Origin of the sequence: Marinomonas communis, assembly GCF_004363305.1 — a bacterium.
GTDB classification, from domain to species: domain Bacteria; phylum Pseudomonadota; class Gammaproteobacteria; order Pseudomonadales; family Marinomonadaceae; genus Marinomonas; species Marinomonas communis.
Map to the genome: position 1 here is coordinate 634,318 of NZ_SNZA01000001.1, position 15,038 is coordinate 649,355.

General features: G+C 44.9%; 13 protein-coding genes and 1 tRNA gene. 6 read left to right on the forward strand and 8 right to left on the reverse strand.

What is annotated here, in order from left to right:
* Positions 1-105: 105 nt before the first annotated feature.
* From C8D85_RS03005 to C8D85_RS03015, 3 genes are read right to left on the reverse strand one after another with little or no spacing between them, the layout of a single operon-like run.
* Positions 106-2,439, reverse strand: coding sequence for a DNA polymerase II (locus tag C8D85_RS03005; RefSeq protein ID WP_133559876.1), 2,334 nt, complete (start codon positions 2,437-2,439; stop codon positions 106-108).
* A gap of 12 nt (positions 2,440-2,451) precedes the next feature.
* A complete protein-coding gene (locus C8D85_RS03010; protein WP_133559877.1) occupies positions 2,452-4,908 on the reverse strand; it encodes an ABC transporter permease in 2,457 nt (818 codons plus the stop codon).
* Positions 4,908-5,594 (reverse strand): ABC transporter ATP-binding protein, encoded by a 687-nt coding sequence (locus C8D85_RS03015; protein WP_133559878.1) that lies wholly within the window; start codon positions 5,592-5,594, stop codon positions 4,908-4,910. The genes C8D85_RS03010 and C8D85_RS03015 overlap by 1 nt, the downstream gene beginning before the upstream one ends.
* A gap of 13 nt (positions 5,595-5,607) precedes the next feature.
* On the opposite strand from C8D85_RS03015, the gene C8D85_RS03020 reads away from it, so the two are divergent.
* The 6 genes from C8D85_RS03020 (at position 5,608) to C8D85_RS03045 (ending at position 9,836) form a co-directional block, all read left to right on the forward strand.
* Positions 5,608-6,222: an arylesterase gene (locus tag C8D85_RS03020; protein ID WP_133559879.1), complete on the forward strand. Its 615-nt coding sequence runs from the start codon at positions 5,608-5,610 to the stop codon at positions 6,220-6,222.
* Between the two features lie 12 nt (positions 6,223-6,234).
* Positions 6,235-7,167: a D-2-hydroxyacid dehydrogenase gene (locus tag C8D85_RS03025; RefSeq protein ID WP_133559880.1), complete on the forward strand. Its 933-nt coding sequence runs from the start codon at positions 6,235-6,237 to the stop codon at positions 7,165-7,167.
* 5 nt (positions 7,168-7,172) lie between these two features.
* Positions 7,173-7,901, forward strand: coding sequence for an RluA family pseudouridine synthase (locus tag C8D85_RS03030; RefSeq protein WP_133559881.1), 729 nt, complete (start codon positions 7,173-7,175; stop codon positions 7,899-7,901).
* Positions 7,902-7,910: 9 nt separating this feature from the next.
* Positions 7,911-8,255, forward strand: coding sequence for a translation initiation factor (locus C8D85_RS03035; RefSeq protein WP_133559882.1), 345 nt, complete (start codon positions 7,911-7,913; stop codon positions 8,253-8,255).
* Between the two features lie 147 nt (positions 8,256-8,402).
* Positions 8,403-9,410: a GGDEF domain-containing protein gene (locus C8D85_RS03040; RefSeq protein WP_133559883.1), complete on the forward strand. Its 1,008-nt coding sequence runs from the start codon at positions 8,403-8,405 to the stop codon at positions 9,408-9,410.
* A gap of 21 nt (positions 9,411-9,431) precedes the next feature.
* On the forward strand, positions 9,432-9,836 hold the full coding sequence (locus C8D85_RS03045; RefSeq protein WP_133559884.1) for an acyl-CoA thioesterase: 405 nt from the start codon (positions 9,432-9,434) through the stop codon (positions 9,834-9,836).
* Positions 9,837-9,841: 5 nt separating this feature from the next.
* Here the strand turns inward: C8D85_RS03045 and C8D85_RS03050 are convergent, their stop codons facing one another.
* The 5 genes from C8D85_RS03050 to C8D85_RS03070 all read right to left on the reverse strand — a co-directional run bounded on the left by C8D85_RS03050 (position 9,842) and on the right by C8D85_RS03070 (position 15,030).
* Complete coding sequence (locus tag C8D85_RS03050; protein WP_133559885.1) at positions 9,842-11,887, reverse strand: sensor domain-containing diguanylate cyclase; 2,046 nt, start codon at positions 11,885-11,887, stop codon at positions 9,842-9,844.
* A 167-nt stretch (positions 11,888-12,054) separates the two neighbouring features.
* Positions 12,055-12,142: transfer RNA gene (locus tag C8D85_RS03055), tRNA-Ser, on the reverse strand.
* A 97-nt stretch (positions 12,143-12,239) separates the two neighbouring features.
* Positions 12,240-13,226, reverse strand: a complete 987-nt coding sequence (gene dgcA / locus C8D85_RS03060) for an N-acetyl-D-Glu racemase DgcA (protein WP_244936877.1) — start codon at positions 13,224-13,226, stop codon at positions 12,240-12,242.
* Entirely contained in the window at positions 13,216-14,235 is a 1,020-nt protein-coding gene (gene dgcN, locus C8D85_RS03065) for an N-acetyltransferase DgcN (RefSeq protein WP_133559886.1), read from the reverse strand. The genes dgcA and dgcN overlap by 11 nt, the downstream gene beginning before the upstream one ends.
* Positions 14,236-14,304: 69 nt before the next feature.
* The gene (locus C8D85_RS03070; RefSeq protein WP_133559887.1) at positions 14,305-15,030 is read right to left on the reverse strand and encodes an ABC transporter permease; all 726 of its coding nucleotides are present in this window, start codon (positions 15,028-15,030) and stop codon (positions 14,305-14,307) included.
* Between the last annotated feature and the right edge of the window lie 8 nt (positions 15,031-15,038).

Sequence of the window (15,038 nt, forward strand, 5' to 3'; positions counted from 1 at the left end):
AACCCTACTCAACTGTCAATCCATAAAGTTGCGTTGCGCTATAAGCGCAGACACACGAGAAACGTGTGCCTTAAACGAATTTACACTAAATAATAACCTTACATTTTATAGCAGGTTAAATTGTGGGGTCAGTATATCAGTAACTTCCAAATTAAGCATTTGAAAAACGCCTTCCGCAATAGGCAAAATTTGCTTATCGATATAATGCTGATAATCCAATGAGTCTAATGCTTGCTGATCTAAAAAAGGTGAAACGCCACTTAAGGTGTAAACATATTGAACACGTTTACGACCGCGGTCGTATTCAGGTGGCAACCCTTGCTGAGCACGCTGGTCATCAATCATTCGGGCTGCACGCACATGAGGAGGTTGTGTTTTCGTATATTTCGACAATGGTCGAGTGAGTTGTTTGGTATAGACTAGCTCACTATCGTAGCGACCTTCCAGCAAGTCTGCTACAAAGCTACTCACATAATGGTTAAGATCTTTATCGAAGAATAAGTGCTCAAACAACTCTACCTGAAAACGTTTCGCCAATGGCGTCCAATCACTTCGGGCAGCTTCCAACCCCTTAAAAATAAGCTCGCCACCAGATAAACCTGCATAGCGTTTTTTAGAACCTTCTTCCTGACCTCTAATAGTGGGCATGTAGAAGCGGGTATACAGCGTCTCAAACTCTAGCTCTAAATGTGACTCAATGTCAGCATAATCACCACACCATTCAGACAGGCATTGGTTAACTACCGCGCACAGTTGCTTACCCGCTTCCCACGCTTGCTCTTCACTTAATTCATCAGACAACGTGATGAAAAGGGAGTCGGTATCACCATAAATGACCTTGGCGCCACGCTCTTCCATCCACTGCTTACTGCGTCCCAGTAGCTCATGACCACGCATGGTGATAGAGCTAGCCAGTTCCGCATGATAGAAACGGCAAACAGACGAGCCCAGAACCCCATAAAAAGAGTTCATGATAATTTTAATGGCGTAACTTAAGATGTCGTTGCCATCTTGTTTAGCTTGCTCGCGAGAATGCGCTAACTCAGCAACGAGCTCTGGCAGGATCGCAAATTGACGCTGGAATGAAGCCCCTCGATAACCAGGCACAACACCTTCTTCTTGCGATAGTGCTTGCCCAACTACTCGTGCCAGTGGATCCACGTAGAAAGTTCGGATAATGCTTGGATACAGACTCTTAAAGTCGAACACTAAGACATTTTTGTATAACCCGGGTACAGAGTTCATCACGAAACCACCTGGGCTTGGCACGAATTTGTCATCACTCCATGCCGGCGCCACCCAGCCTTTTCGGTGTAAACGAGGTAGGTATAGGTTTTCAAACGACGCCACTGAACCGCCAGTTTGTGAGAGAGGTATCCCGGTTAAATCAACTCGGGTTTGCTGTAATTCGATTAACTGGAGTTTGGCAAAGATTTGTTCAACCAACACACAATCTTGAAGATTATAAGCAACGAAGTTTGCTAACTCTTCTCGGTGCATACGTTCAATTTCTTGCCAACGATCACCACCTGCCAACAGCTTTGAATCATCCAATAACTCTTGGCTAACATTGTTAAGACTGTAAGAATTAAAGTGGTAACCGCCCACTTTAAGCATGGTTATGCCATCTAAAACAACGCGGCCTGCTATGTTAGCAAATACCTTACCACTCTCTTTGGCTTCTCGAACACGCCACGTTTCACCTTGCACACCCAAAGCAGGCTTAATGCCTAATGTCTTAAACCTCTGGTCTAAAAACATTAGGTCGAAACCGATCACATTCCAGCCAATAATAATGTCTGGTGAGTGCTTTCTGACAAACTTGATAAAAGCCATCAACAGCTTACGTTCATCCGCAAAGGTATAAACGTTCTCTAAATCCGTTTGCTCAGGCGACACTACTAAAACAACTTTTCTATCACCGGATGTGATACCAATCGACAGCAGCTCATTGCGGGTAACAGAGGTCTCGATATCCAAAGACCATACTTGCCATGCAGGTTCGTACTCTCCTACTTTCAATCGGGCTTCGCTAAAGCTTTGCCCCGAAGCATCTGGCTGGCCAATAAACGTGACCTTGCCTCGAATATGACGCTCCATTAAGTAGCGGTCTTCAGGTTTCACATCTTCTTCATAGACGGTAAAACCTAATTTCTTCACCATTGCCACCATTTGCTGCTGCAACAACAAACTCTGACAACGTACGACTGTTACTTCATCATGAGAAAAAGTCTTGAGCTGGCTAGGCTCACAGTCAACACCATGGACATCTGTTGCAATCGCCTCGACAGGTGCATTGGTAAAAAATAATGTTTCAGGATTGGCAATGGTGACTTTAACGGTCGCCTTGTCAGTCTTCACATAATAATGGATCGATAATCGACCGTTTTCATCACCACTGTGACGACTGACAATGTAACCTTGTTGCGTTTCAAACATGTATAAGTGTACTTAGATGGATCTCAATAAACGAATGGGCGGCACTTTTAGCACAGCTCGGCTCGCAAATACACCAATAATTGTCACAATTCCCCATCCAGCAATCGGGCCAATCAGCCAGAGAGACAGGTGAAACGCGATTTCCATTTCAAATACGAAGTGCTGCAAACCAACCAAAGCCATCTCAGCTCCCGCTGCGCCAATCACACCCGCAAACAAACCTAACGCACCAAACTCCACCAATAAAGCTTGGCGCACTATCTGTTTCGTTGCCCCCAAAGTGCGCAGCAAGGCACCTTCTTGTAAACGCTCATCTAGTGTAGAGCGCACGCTGGCAACCAGCACTAGAGCGCCAGCACCTAAGATGAAACTGAGTACAATTTTCAAAGCATTCGCCAATTGCGCAATAATGTCTTGGACTTGTTTTAACAGCTCACCAATATTTAACATCGACACCGTTGGGTAATTAGACATAAAGCGATAAAAGTCAGCTGCATTGGTCTGATCTAAGAAAACACTGCTAACGTAGTTCGCCTGATAATTCGACAAAACGGTTTTGGGCAAGATCAAGTAGAAGTTTGGCTGCATACTTTGCCAGTCTACAGAGCGGATAGAGGTAATTGGCAAGGTATACTCAAGCCCACCAATACTGATGGTCAACTCGTCGCCGATTCCCACATTTGCTTCGATCGCCGCTTGTTGCTCAATCGAGATCCCTTGTGCGCTAAAATCCCCTTCTAACAATGCCGAGCCTTCTCCAATTTGATCAGCCCAGGTCAGGTTCAACTCACGTTCAGCAATTTCAGGCTCATCACGTCTATTAGGGTATAACGCCTCAACGTCTTCTCCATTAATCTTAATCACGCGCCCACGCACCATTGGGAACCAATCAGAAGTAGCTAACCCGTTTTCTTGGGTGTATTGCTTAATATCTTCAACTTGAGTTGCTTGAGCGTTAAACAAATAATGATTAGGAGTATTTTCTGGCACTTGCGCTTGCCAATCACGGACCAGATTGCTTTGCACACCGATCAAGATCAAGCTCAGCATAATGATCAAAGTAAACACTAATAGCTGGAACAAGTTAGAGACTAATCGTCTATGCAAAGCAGCTAAGCCAACTTGCCAACCAGTTGTCGATTGTTTAGAGAGTTTGCGACTTAACGCAAACATACCCCAACCAACGACGAACACCAGCGCCGTCACAACCGCTAAACCAACCATTAGGATGGAAGGCAACTGCCATCCGCCAGCGTAGATAATCATCAGACCGTACATCCCCACCAAACCGAACAACAGCAAGGACGTTGAACGCATGGGTAATGCGGCAGCAGGTTGCAGTACTGTAAGCGGAGGCACACTGACCAATCTTGCCAGTAGCGGCGCACAGAATGCCAAGGTGGAAATAATAGCCGTCGCCGCTCCCAACCATAGCTTACTCCAGCTCGGAGACGGTAATTCTGCATTCATCAAAGATGACAGCAAATCGGCTATCAGTGCCTGAACCAACAGCCCTAAGCCAGAACCAATTATGATGCCAAACAGAACAATGGCCGTAATTTGAATCGCCATAAGAGATGACAGCTTTTTAGGTGTCGCCCCCATTGTTTTCATGACGGCAAATTGTGTGAGGTGCCTTTTAACATAACGTGAGGACGCCAACGCCATCGCAACACCAGACATAACAACCGCCAAAGTGCCTGCTAATAACAAGAAAGACTCAGCACGATTGACCGTATTACCCACACGCTCACCACGCTCGATAGGAGTACGAATTCGTTCCCCCTCACCCAACATAGGCCTTAGACTGTTATCGAAACGTTCAAGATTCTCTACTTCACCCGCGTACAAGAACGCATAGCGAACGCGAGCCCCTGGAATGATGATCTGTGTGGCTGCCAAGTCCTCCTGATTCATCACTGCCCTTGGAGCAATGGCAAAAGCTGACGTTGCACTGCCCGGGTCACGGACTAAGAACTTGGTCACCAGAAGTGACACTTCCCCGACACGGACCTTATCCGAAATACCAGCCCCCAATAAACTCGCTAAACGTGAGGAGAGCCAGATTTCGCCAGACGCAGGCGCGTCTTTAGTTGAAACACCGGTACCAAACATTTGCTGGTCGACCAGAAACTCCCCACGTAATGGGTAGTTACTAGACACGGCTCTCAATTGAGCCAGTTGTAGACCTTGGTCACTGAACACCATCGAAGAAAACGAAGCCGTTTGAGCAGTTTCAAGTCCTTCTGATTGAGCCTGATTTATCCATTCTGTGGGAATGGGGTCATCACGTCGCACACTACGGTCTGCGCCTAACAAATTGGCAGACTGTACTTCAAATGACTGCTGCAAACGGTCAACAAACAAGCCTATGCCCGTTACCGTTGCAACGGACAACACAAGCGCAACCAATAATGTCAGCACGTCTCCAGTTTTGCATTCCCTTAATAATAATCGCCATGCAAACATTAGGACTCCTTGAGTTCGCCATCGTGAATTTCAATCTGGCGATCACAGCGTGCGGCAAGCTCTGGATCGTGAGTGACAACAACCAACGTGGTGCCTTGTTTTTGATTTAATTCAAAGAGCAAATCTTCTACTAAGGCACCGTTTTTGCTGTCTAGGTTACCTGTCGGCTCATCGGCAAACAGTATTTTGGGCGCCGAGGCAAAAGCGCGGGCAATGGCAACTCGCTGTTGCTCGCCCCCTGACAGTTGCCGTGGATAATGACTTATACGGTGTGACAGTCCCACCTGTTCTAATAGGGATTGCGCGCGGTCTTTGGCGCTGCGATCACCTTTCAGCTCATTGGGCAACATAACGTTCTCAAGGGCTGTTAAACTAGGTAGTAAGTGAAATGATTGAAAAATAAAGCCGACATATTGCCCTCTCAACACAGCACGCCCCTCTTCATCCAATTGTTCAAGAGGCTGATCGTACAAACGAATAGAACCTTGTGTATGCTGATCAAGGCCCGCCATCAAACCCAGTAATGTCGACTTCCCAGAACCAGAGGCCCCCACTATCGCAACGGACTCGCCATCACGAATTGACAGGTTTATTCCTTTTAGTATGTCCAATTCACCGTTGCTTGTTGCAACAGAATGATTAAGCTTTTCTATTGTTAAAGCTGATAAAGTTTCCGTGTCCTGCATAAGTGGATTGCCTATGATGTCTAAATTAATTGTTTCGTTACTTTGTTTCTTCTCGATCTTCGCTGCCAACGCTCAAGCAAAGACCTTAATGGTATTTGGGGACAGCCTAAGTGCTGCGTATAACTTAAGACAACAACAAGGATGGGTAAGTTTACTTGGCGAACAAATAAATCAAAGCCACCCTGATATAACGATCATCAACGCCAGTATCAGTGGCGAAACGACACAAGGCGGATTAGCTCGGCTTCCAAAACTGCTTGAAACACATCAGCCAACTTGGGTTGTTCTGGAGCTTGGCGCTAATGATGGCCTACGAGGCTACCCATTAAATCAAGCCAAGCAGAACCTTGCTTCTATGATTGAGCTTATTCAGCAACACTCTGCTGACATAGTCCTTTTGGGGAACCATTTACCCAGTAATTATGGTCGCACCTACACCACTCAGTTTTTCAACCTTTACAAAGAGTTAGCCGAGCAATATCAGATCGCATATGTCCCCTTTATGCTGGAAAATGTCGCACTCGATTCAAGCTTAATGCAAAATGACGGGCTTCATCCTAACGCAAAGGGCCAACCTGTTGTTTTAAACAACATTACACCAACCCTTTTGCCACTACTTAATAAATAATAAGGACTTACGATGAAAGCTGTATTTTTGGATCGTGGATCATTTCCTGAGCAAATAGACATCCCCTTACCTGAAAAAGTGGATGAGTTTCAGCAATACCATAACTCCAGCGCTGAAAATGTTGTCGAGAGAATACGTGATGCCGACATCGTAATGACAAATAAAGTTGTTCTAAGCCGAGCTGCACTCGAACAATGCCCTTCCATAAAGTTGGTTCAAGTAATGGCAACTGGCATGAACAATGTTGACTTAGAGGCTTGCCAAGAATTAGGAATCGCTGTCCAAAATGTTGCTGGATACTCTACTGTCAGTGTACCAGAACACACCTTTGCGATGATTTTAGAGCTGCGTCGAAACATTACTCGATATCGTGAAGCGATAAAGCAAGGACAATGGGCATCCTCTGAGTTCTTTTGCTTTATGGATTTCCCGATCCTAGATTTGAACCAAAGTACGTTGTGTATTATCGGCAAAGGCGCATTAGGCAATCGAGTAGCAACCATTGCTGAAGCATTTGGCATGAATGTCATCTTTGCTGAGCACAAACAGGCCACCGATGTACGAAAGGGATATGTCGCGTTTGATGAGGCTATTAAACAAGCGGATATCATCACCTTGCACTGCCCCCTAACGGATCAAACGCGTGACGTAATTGACGAAGCGACATTCGCCAAGATGAAACCAAGCGCCATTCTAATTAATACTGGCCGTGGCGGCTTAGTGAATGAAACCGCTCTTGTAGACGCATTAAAACAGCAACAAATCGCTGGAGCTGGATTTGATGTAGCCACCGTTGAGCCAATGCCAAAAGATCATCCACTTCAAGCCATCGCTCACTACCCCAATTTTATTCTGACGCCTCATGTTGCTTGGGCAAGTCACAGCGCAATGACACGACTACTTCAGATCGCCTGTGATAACATGGCCGCTTTTATTGATCAGTAAACTGAATGACCTTAGACATACTTTACCTTGACGACGACCTAGTCGTCGTCAACAAACCCAGTGGACTGCTCGTCCATCGCACCGACTTAGCCAAACATGAGCAAGACGCCGTAGTGCAAAGATTAAATGAGCAATTGGGCAAATGGGTTTACCCAATACATCGTCTGGATAGAGCAACGTCAGGTGTTCTGGTAATGGCCTTGAAAGAAGATGTAGCGGGGGCACTAGGCGAGCAATTTATGGCTCGAACCACTGACAAAGTGTATCAAGCGATTGTGAGAGGCTATCCGCAAGAACTTGGCACAATTGACTACCCTCTTGCCAAACTTAACGAAGAAAAAGGTCGTTCTCGCTTTAAGATCGAGGGCACTGAAAAGCCTGCTGTCAGCCATTTCAAAACCTTAGAACGTTATGAAATTAATATACCAGTAAGCCGCTACCCGAAAATGCGCCTTAGTCTAGTTGAAGTTAAGCCTGAACAAGGACGCACGCACCAGATCAGACGACACTTTAAGCACGTCTTCCATCCGCTTCTGGGCGATACTCGCTATGGGTGCAGGCATCACAACCAAGTCATGCGTCAACATTGGTCTGAAGACCTACGCTTAATGCTACATGCCAAGTCACTAACCTTTAAACACCCAACCACTCAATCGACGCTGTCCATTGAAGCGCCCCTTGAGCAAGACATGAAAAGCCTATTGAGCTGGCTAGAGAAACACCCAAGTAACTGAGAACCTATCATGAAAAATAAACTTGTCTACTCGACTGACCAAGGTCGTATCTGCCCAGAATGTGATTACGCCATCGACGATTGCCAATGCAATGATAGCTCTACAATTCTAGGCTCTGGAAAAGTAAAGATTCAGCTTGAAACTAAAGGAAGAAAAGGAAAAGGCGTAACTTTGATTAAAGAGTTAGCCATGACTGCCGATGAGCTAAAAGTGCTAGCCAAAAAGCTGAAAAACCACTGTGGTGTGGGTGGTTCAGTAAAAGACGGTTTTATTGAAATTCAAGGCGACCAGCGCAGTAAGGTTCAAAGTTATTTATCAGAGATAGGGATTCAAGCAAAGATTGCGGGCGGTTAAGATACATTTATTTACAATACTGGATGATTGTAACTTAACTCATACGATTTAATTTAAAAAAATCCCTAGATATCAATGATATTTATTTTGATTTTTTAGCTGGTGTTGTTAAATTTGTGTGAATGCAAATTCATAAAAGAGGTTTGAATGCATCCTGACAGTCCGCGACAAGCTAATGCTCTATTGCACAAAGCCGTGCCGCTGATGCGAAAAATGGACATTGCACCTACGCCATACAATTATGGCATTTGGTATGAATATGTCCGTCAAACCTCTCCTAAACTGAATCAGCTTGTTGACTCAACAATTGGAAAGCTAGGTAGTCTACCTAGCTTTATGTCTAAGGAGCTTTTTCATCAGTTCTTAGTTGCTGAAGAAGCCCGCTACAACAACGAACATAAAGACAAACTTGAAGAGCTGGTAAACAGCATTTCAAGTAACACATATTCGATGTCTGAAAGTCTCCAAGAGCTTGAGAGCGTTGTTGCAAAAAGTCGTCGAGTTCTATCTCGTGCAGACAGACATAAGCACCTTGAAAAAGTGGTTCGATTTTTAGACCAGGGCACCAAGAAAGCGCTAAGCGATGCCGAACACTTCTCAAATACTCTCAATCGCGTCAACGAAGAAGTACAGCAACTTAAAGCTGAGCTTGATGAAATAAAAAACAATGTTGATTTGGATCCTCTTACACAGCTTTTTAACCAAAAGGGATTAGAGCGACAACTCTACAGCTTGATTCCAGGCTCTGAGGATGACCTATCTTTGTTGATTTTAGACATCGATCACCTTAAAGATATCAATATCAAACATGGGCGCAGAGCTGGTACTGCCCTCATCTGTCATATCGGGCGCATTCTTCTAAATAAGAAGCTTGAAAATGCAACGCTCGCCCGTTTGAGCGGCGGAACCTTTGCCATTGTTCTTCACGAAGCTACATTGGATTACGCGATTGAATATGCGGAAATCATCCGCTCTCACCTAAACAAGCAACGCCTAAAAAACCGGTCTGGCCAAGGTATTATTGAGAAGATCTGTGTGTCAGTGGGTGTGGCTACCATCATTGGCCAAGAAAGCCCGACCAATCTCATTGCTAGAGCCAGTGGATATCTGGATAATGCCAAGCGTCAGGGCCGCAATCGCACGGCCAGTCGTTAATCTAGAAAAATGAATGAGTGAATGGATAACACACAGCTGCACACCACGGTTATAGAAGTTCGTGATTATGAATGCGACATGCAAGGTATTGTGAACAATGCCGTGTATCAAAACTACCTAGAACACGCCCGACACACCTTTATTAAGGACAAAGGACTAGATTTCGCTGTCATCACCCAGTCAGGTGTCCATCTGGTGGTCATGCGCGCCGAAATCGATTACAAATCCCCACTTAGAAGTGGAATGACTGCTGTGGTTGAAACCCAATGCCGTTCGATCAGCAAATTCAAAACGGAATTTACTCAGACAATCACCATTCAAGGTGATAGTGCAAAAACGAGCGCTTCAGCACGCTTTATTGTCGCCTCAATCTCAGATAGCGGTCGCCCTGTTGTTTTTGAACCCATAAAACAACTAACAAACTAATCTGTTTAGTCCGTACTAAAAAACTGCACCTGGTTTTTGCCGTTACGTTTAGCCTCATACATGGCCATGTCTGAATTTCGTAATAATTCAGACATATCCGAACCATTTTCAGGGTACATTGAGATACCAAGACTGGCTGTAATCGATACTGGAACACCATCTATTTCGTTTATGCTCAATAGACTTTGAATGATCCTGAAAGCAACCTTTTCAGCTAACTCCCTTCGTTCAATGGAAGGTATACAGATTACAAACTCATCACCACCAAGCCTTCCTATCCCCTGACCACCCCTTAATGCTATACGCATTTTGTGAGCTACTTCTTTTAGTATTTGATCACCGAATTCATGACCATAGGTATCGTTAAAATATTTAAAGCCATCCAGATCAATAAAAATCAGGGCAAGTACATCAGCATTTAAAGCAGCTTGGCAAATTTGATTTTCAAAATATGTATCAAACCCAAATCGGCTGAGTAGTCCTGTTAGTTGATCATGATCTAACTGCTTTTTCATTCTCTCTGTTTCAAGTACCTCATGGGTGACATCGCGAGATATTTTAGAAATTGAACGAACAACACCATCTGAATCCATAATGGGCGAGGCCGTGATCGATACAAATAGAGATGAACCATTCTTGTGATGGTAACGCGTTCGATAATGATGCCGCCTCTTACCTTGCACCACGCCGTGAATGAATTCGCACTCTTCCTTATAGCTTAAGCCACTCAGAATAGACATTGGCTTTCCAATAATTTCAGACTCGGAATACCCATAAATCTTTCGTGCTGCATCATTCCAACTCAGTATCTCGCCTTTAAGAGATAAGCAAATAATAGCGTCCTCCGAAAAATCGACCAACGCCTTGAATCGATCAACCTCTTTTCTAGCTATAACTTGCTCAGTGACATCCATGATAAAGCCATCTATCAGCTTTTCACGATCATGAGTGATCACCTTGAAATGATCATGGATCCAACGAATTTGTCCATCAGCTCTGCGGATTCTGTACTCAATGCTAGCATCACCCCGCTCGTTTATTTCATCCAAACGTCCCAAGTCTTCATCAAGAACTAGACTTCGAAAACTGAGCTGACAGTTATCTCCCAAAAAGGCGCACGCCTCATAACCTGTAATATCTTGGATGGCATCACTAACAAATAAAGTATCAGTGTTATTGTGGAAGCGCCTTCTATAAGCAGCACCCGGAATATTGGCAACCAGAGTACGAAAGCGCCCCTCACTCTCTTTCACTTTTATTGTTACGGCTTTGTATTTACTGATCGTAACCAGCGCCAGCACCATGCCAATAATGACCAAGGTGACTACAGATACCCCGAACGCTAATACACTAGGCACTACATTTGCCTCAGTTTCAAAATTAGCGCCTCTGGGCACGATAAAACGCGCGGCAGCCATGCCCATATAGTGCATGCCAGATATTGCAAAACCCATTGCAACAGCCGCTATTAAATTTATGATGTATAGACGCCGTTTATAAAAGACATCAATTAGATAAAATCTAACCCAAAGTGATAACGTGGCAAAAACAACAGCGACAAGAATTGATACCAGAAAAGTACTTAGGTCATAACGAAGCAACAACTCCATTTTCATGGCCGCCATGCCAACATAATGCATAGCACCAATACCAGCACCCACCAGCACTCCACCACCTAATAGAGGCAAGAAAGCATTATGTTTCGCATCAATAAAATATAGCGCTAGCCAAGACGCAAGGAACCCTGGGATGATGGACAAAAGGGTTAGAAAAACATCGTACTCAATCTTGGTATGCAGGTGAAAAGCCAGCATGCCAATAAAATGCATTGACCATACACCACCACCTAAGGCCAAACCAGCACACAAAATAGTGACTCGATCACACCATGGGCCTGAACAATGTTTTTTATAGGACGCTATCTGCAAAGCAGTGTAAGAGGAAAAAATCGCAATCATTAAAGACAACAAAACAAACCACAGGCTATAGCTACCTTTAATGATGACTCCGGAGTTCGGCAGATAAAATAAGTTAGTTAGTAAGCTCTCCATTCCATATCTACTCCATGATAGAAAAACGTAACTCGAAATCACCTTACTTCTTCAAGGGTAGCAGGCATCTATCCATCTTTCCAAAATGCCTGTGTAAATGGTCAGAATTGTAAAGAAAAACAGAAACGAAAAAAGCCGTCACTTTTACAAGTGACGGCTTTTAATAATGGCGGTGAGCAAGAGATTCGAACTCTTGATGCCTTTCGACATACACGCTTTCCAGGCGTGCTCCTTCGGCCACTCGGACAGCTCACCAAAACTTTTTGTTTGCATTGCTGCGAAACGTGGCGCGTATCATATCGATGAAGTCATTGAATTGCAAATATTTTTAGCGACTCAATAAGACTTTTGCTTACCCCCATACCCCCTCGATGGGCGTGACTTCGCCATCATGATAAGCCAAGCTTGGGGTACGATCTTCCGATAGCAACAAAGGTCCATCAATATCCACCCAGCGTGCTTCTTGCGCTAAGAGTAAAGCAGGCGCCATGGCCAAAGAAGTCCCCAACATACAGCCTACCATCACTTCAAAATTCTCGGCTTTAGCTTCCTTGAGTAGAGCAAGTGCTTCTGTCATACCGCCGGTTTTATCCAATTTAATATTGATTCCTTGATACCGTTTTCTCAGAATTGGTAAAGAGTTGCGATCAATACAGGACTCATCAGCAACAATGGGAATTGGGGGTTCAAACCCTTCAAGCAGGTGCTCTTCATCTGGAGAAAGAGGCTGCTCCACCATCTCTACCCCCAATGCTTTAAGTTCTGGGAGATACTGCTTTAATTGGCTAAAGCTCCAGCGAGTGTTAGCGTCGATCACAAGACGAGGAGTAGGCGCTGCACTCCTGACCGCTCGCACACGCTCTATGTCGCCTTCACTGCCCAATTTTAATTTCAGTATTGGCAAGTGCTGATTTCTACTCGCTGCTTGCGCCATTGCTTCAGGCGTTCCAAGTGAAAGGGTAAACACGGTTGTTACGGGTTGGGGAACATCACTCTGCCCCGCCAACTGCCAAGCACTCACTCCCGCTAGCTTCGCCTCCAGTTCAAACAAGGCGCAATCCACTGCATTACGAGCCGCACCGGAGGGTAGCAATGTCTGCAGCGCTTCTCTGGAAACACCATCTTCAAGCGCCTCTTTAACGGATTGGACCATTGCGAGCACATCCGGGTAATCTTCTTCGAAAACATCCATGCGCTCGCACTCTCCGCGACCTAACAGGCCATTTTCTTCCACCTCAACAACGACTACTTCACCATTCAGTTGAGGAGCCATACGCGAGATGACGAAGGGTTCATGCAAAGGCCACTTTTCCACTCGAATACCGACTTTACGCATCATAAGTCTCCAATCGGTCAACAATTGGCTTCACTCCCGTTCTAACCGGATCCACCACTGGTACACCAAATCGTTTTTCTAAATGTGCGATGGTGGTAAGTGCCTCATCTTCAGAAAGATTGGATGTATTTAAAGAAATACCTCCCAGTTTAATATTTGGATTGGTTAACTTGCCCATCATGATATTCATATCAATCACATACTGCAGATCCGGCACTGGATAACCTTCCATCAGGTCCATTTGTTCGCGCCCTGCTTCATGACACACAATGATCACATCGGCTTGCGAACCATGTAGTAATCCTAAACTTACTCCGGCATATGCTGGATGCCCTAGAGCTCCTTGACCTTCGATGACATCCCAATGATCGGGCTCATTTGAGGGTGATAACTGCTCTACCATTCCCGCTATAAAATCCGATACCACCGCGTCAACTGGAACACCCGAACCCTCAATCAAAATACCTGTCTGTCCCGTTGCTCTAAACGTCGCCTTCATGCCCTGTTTGATCATTTCTTGGTGGATGGCCAAAGTGGTAAACATTTTGCCGACACAACAATCTGTACCGACCGCCAATAAACGTTTGCCACTTCTTGGTAAGCCTGTACCACAAACCATGTCACCTTTTGGCACTCGAACATCTAAGAGCTTTTGCCCAGTTCGTTTTGATGCTTCGACTAGTTCTGGAATGTCTGCCAGCTTTTGATGCAAACCACTCGCAATGTCGAGCCCTGCTTCCATCGCTTCAATAAGAATAGCGATCCATTCTGTTGGTAAGGTGCCACCAATTGGTGCCAACCCCAATACGAAAGTTTTCGCCCCCGCATCAGATGCTTGTTGCGGCGTCATGTCAGGTAAGTCTAATTTTGCTTTTGCTTCAGGAAGTCGCATTTGTGCTAAACATTTCTCTGGTCTCCAGTGCGCAATCCCTTTTGCCACTTTTGCCATAATTAGATCTTCTGCATCCCCCAAGAAAACTAGGTAAGGTGCTTTTAATTCGATGGTATTCATAATTAGATCCCCTTTTTAGAGACGAGTGTTTCCCCGAGCGATTAGGCTCGTAAAAAATAAGTTAAGGAATTAGTTCAATGCAGTGCGGTTAGTTATTGGTTTTCGCCGAATAACCCTATGAGATTGATGTCTATTCAGATAGCGTTCAAATAGACGCCAAATTGAAACAAATACAATGGCAATAATTAGGTACATAGCAGCAGCAACGAGGTACACATTTATGTCAAAGGATTGTGAGAACACCCTTCTGGTCTGCCCCATCAAATCCATAACAGTTATCACACTCGCGACAGCCCCTCCTTTCAACATTAAGATCACCTCATTCCCCAAAGCTGGGAAGGCCGTTCTGTATGCAAGTGGCAATACTATGTGACGATAAAGCAAGTTCATTGGCATCCCCATTGCTTTGCCAGCCTCCACTGAGCGTTTGTCCACGGATTGCAATGCACCTCGAAGTATTTCTGTTTGATAGGCCATGGAGTTCATAGTAAAGGTTAAAATCGCGCAGTTCACCGGATCTCTGAAGAATCCCCAAAGCCCCATCTCCATCAAGAAAGGCCTAAATTGACCACTGCCGTAGTACAACAAGAACAGTTGCGCGATCAACGGCGTACCACGAAAAAATGAAATGATGAGCTGTACCGGCCACCTTAAAAAACGCGACTCTTGAATACGCATCAATGACAACGGCAAGGCAAGCAGTGCAGCCATAGATACGGATAGCAGGGTGATTTTTAATGTTATTAACGCACCATCTGCCAGCATTGGAGCAAAACGAGTCAATACATCCAACATATATCCCC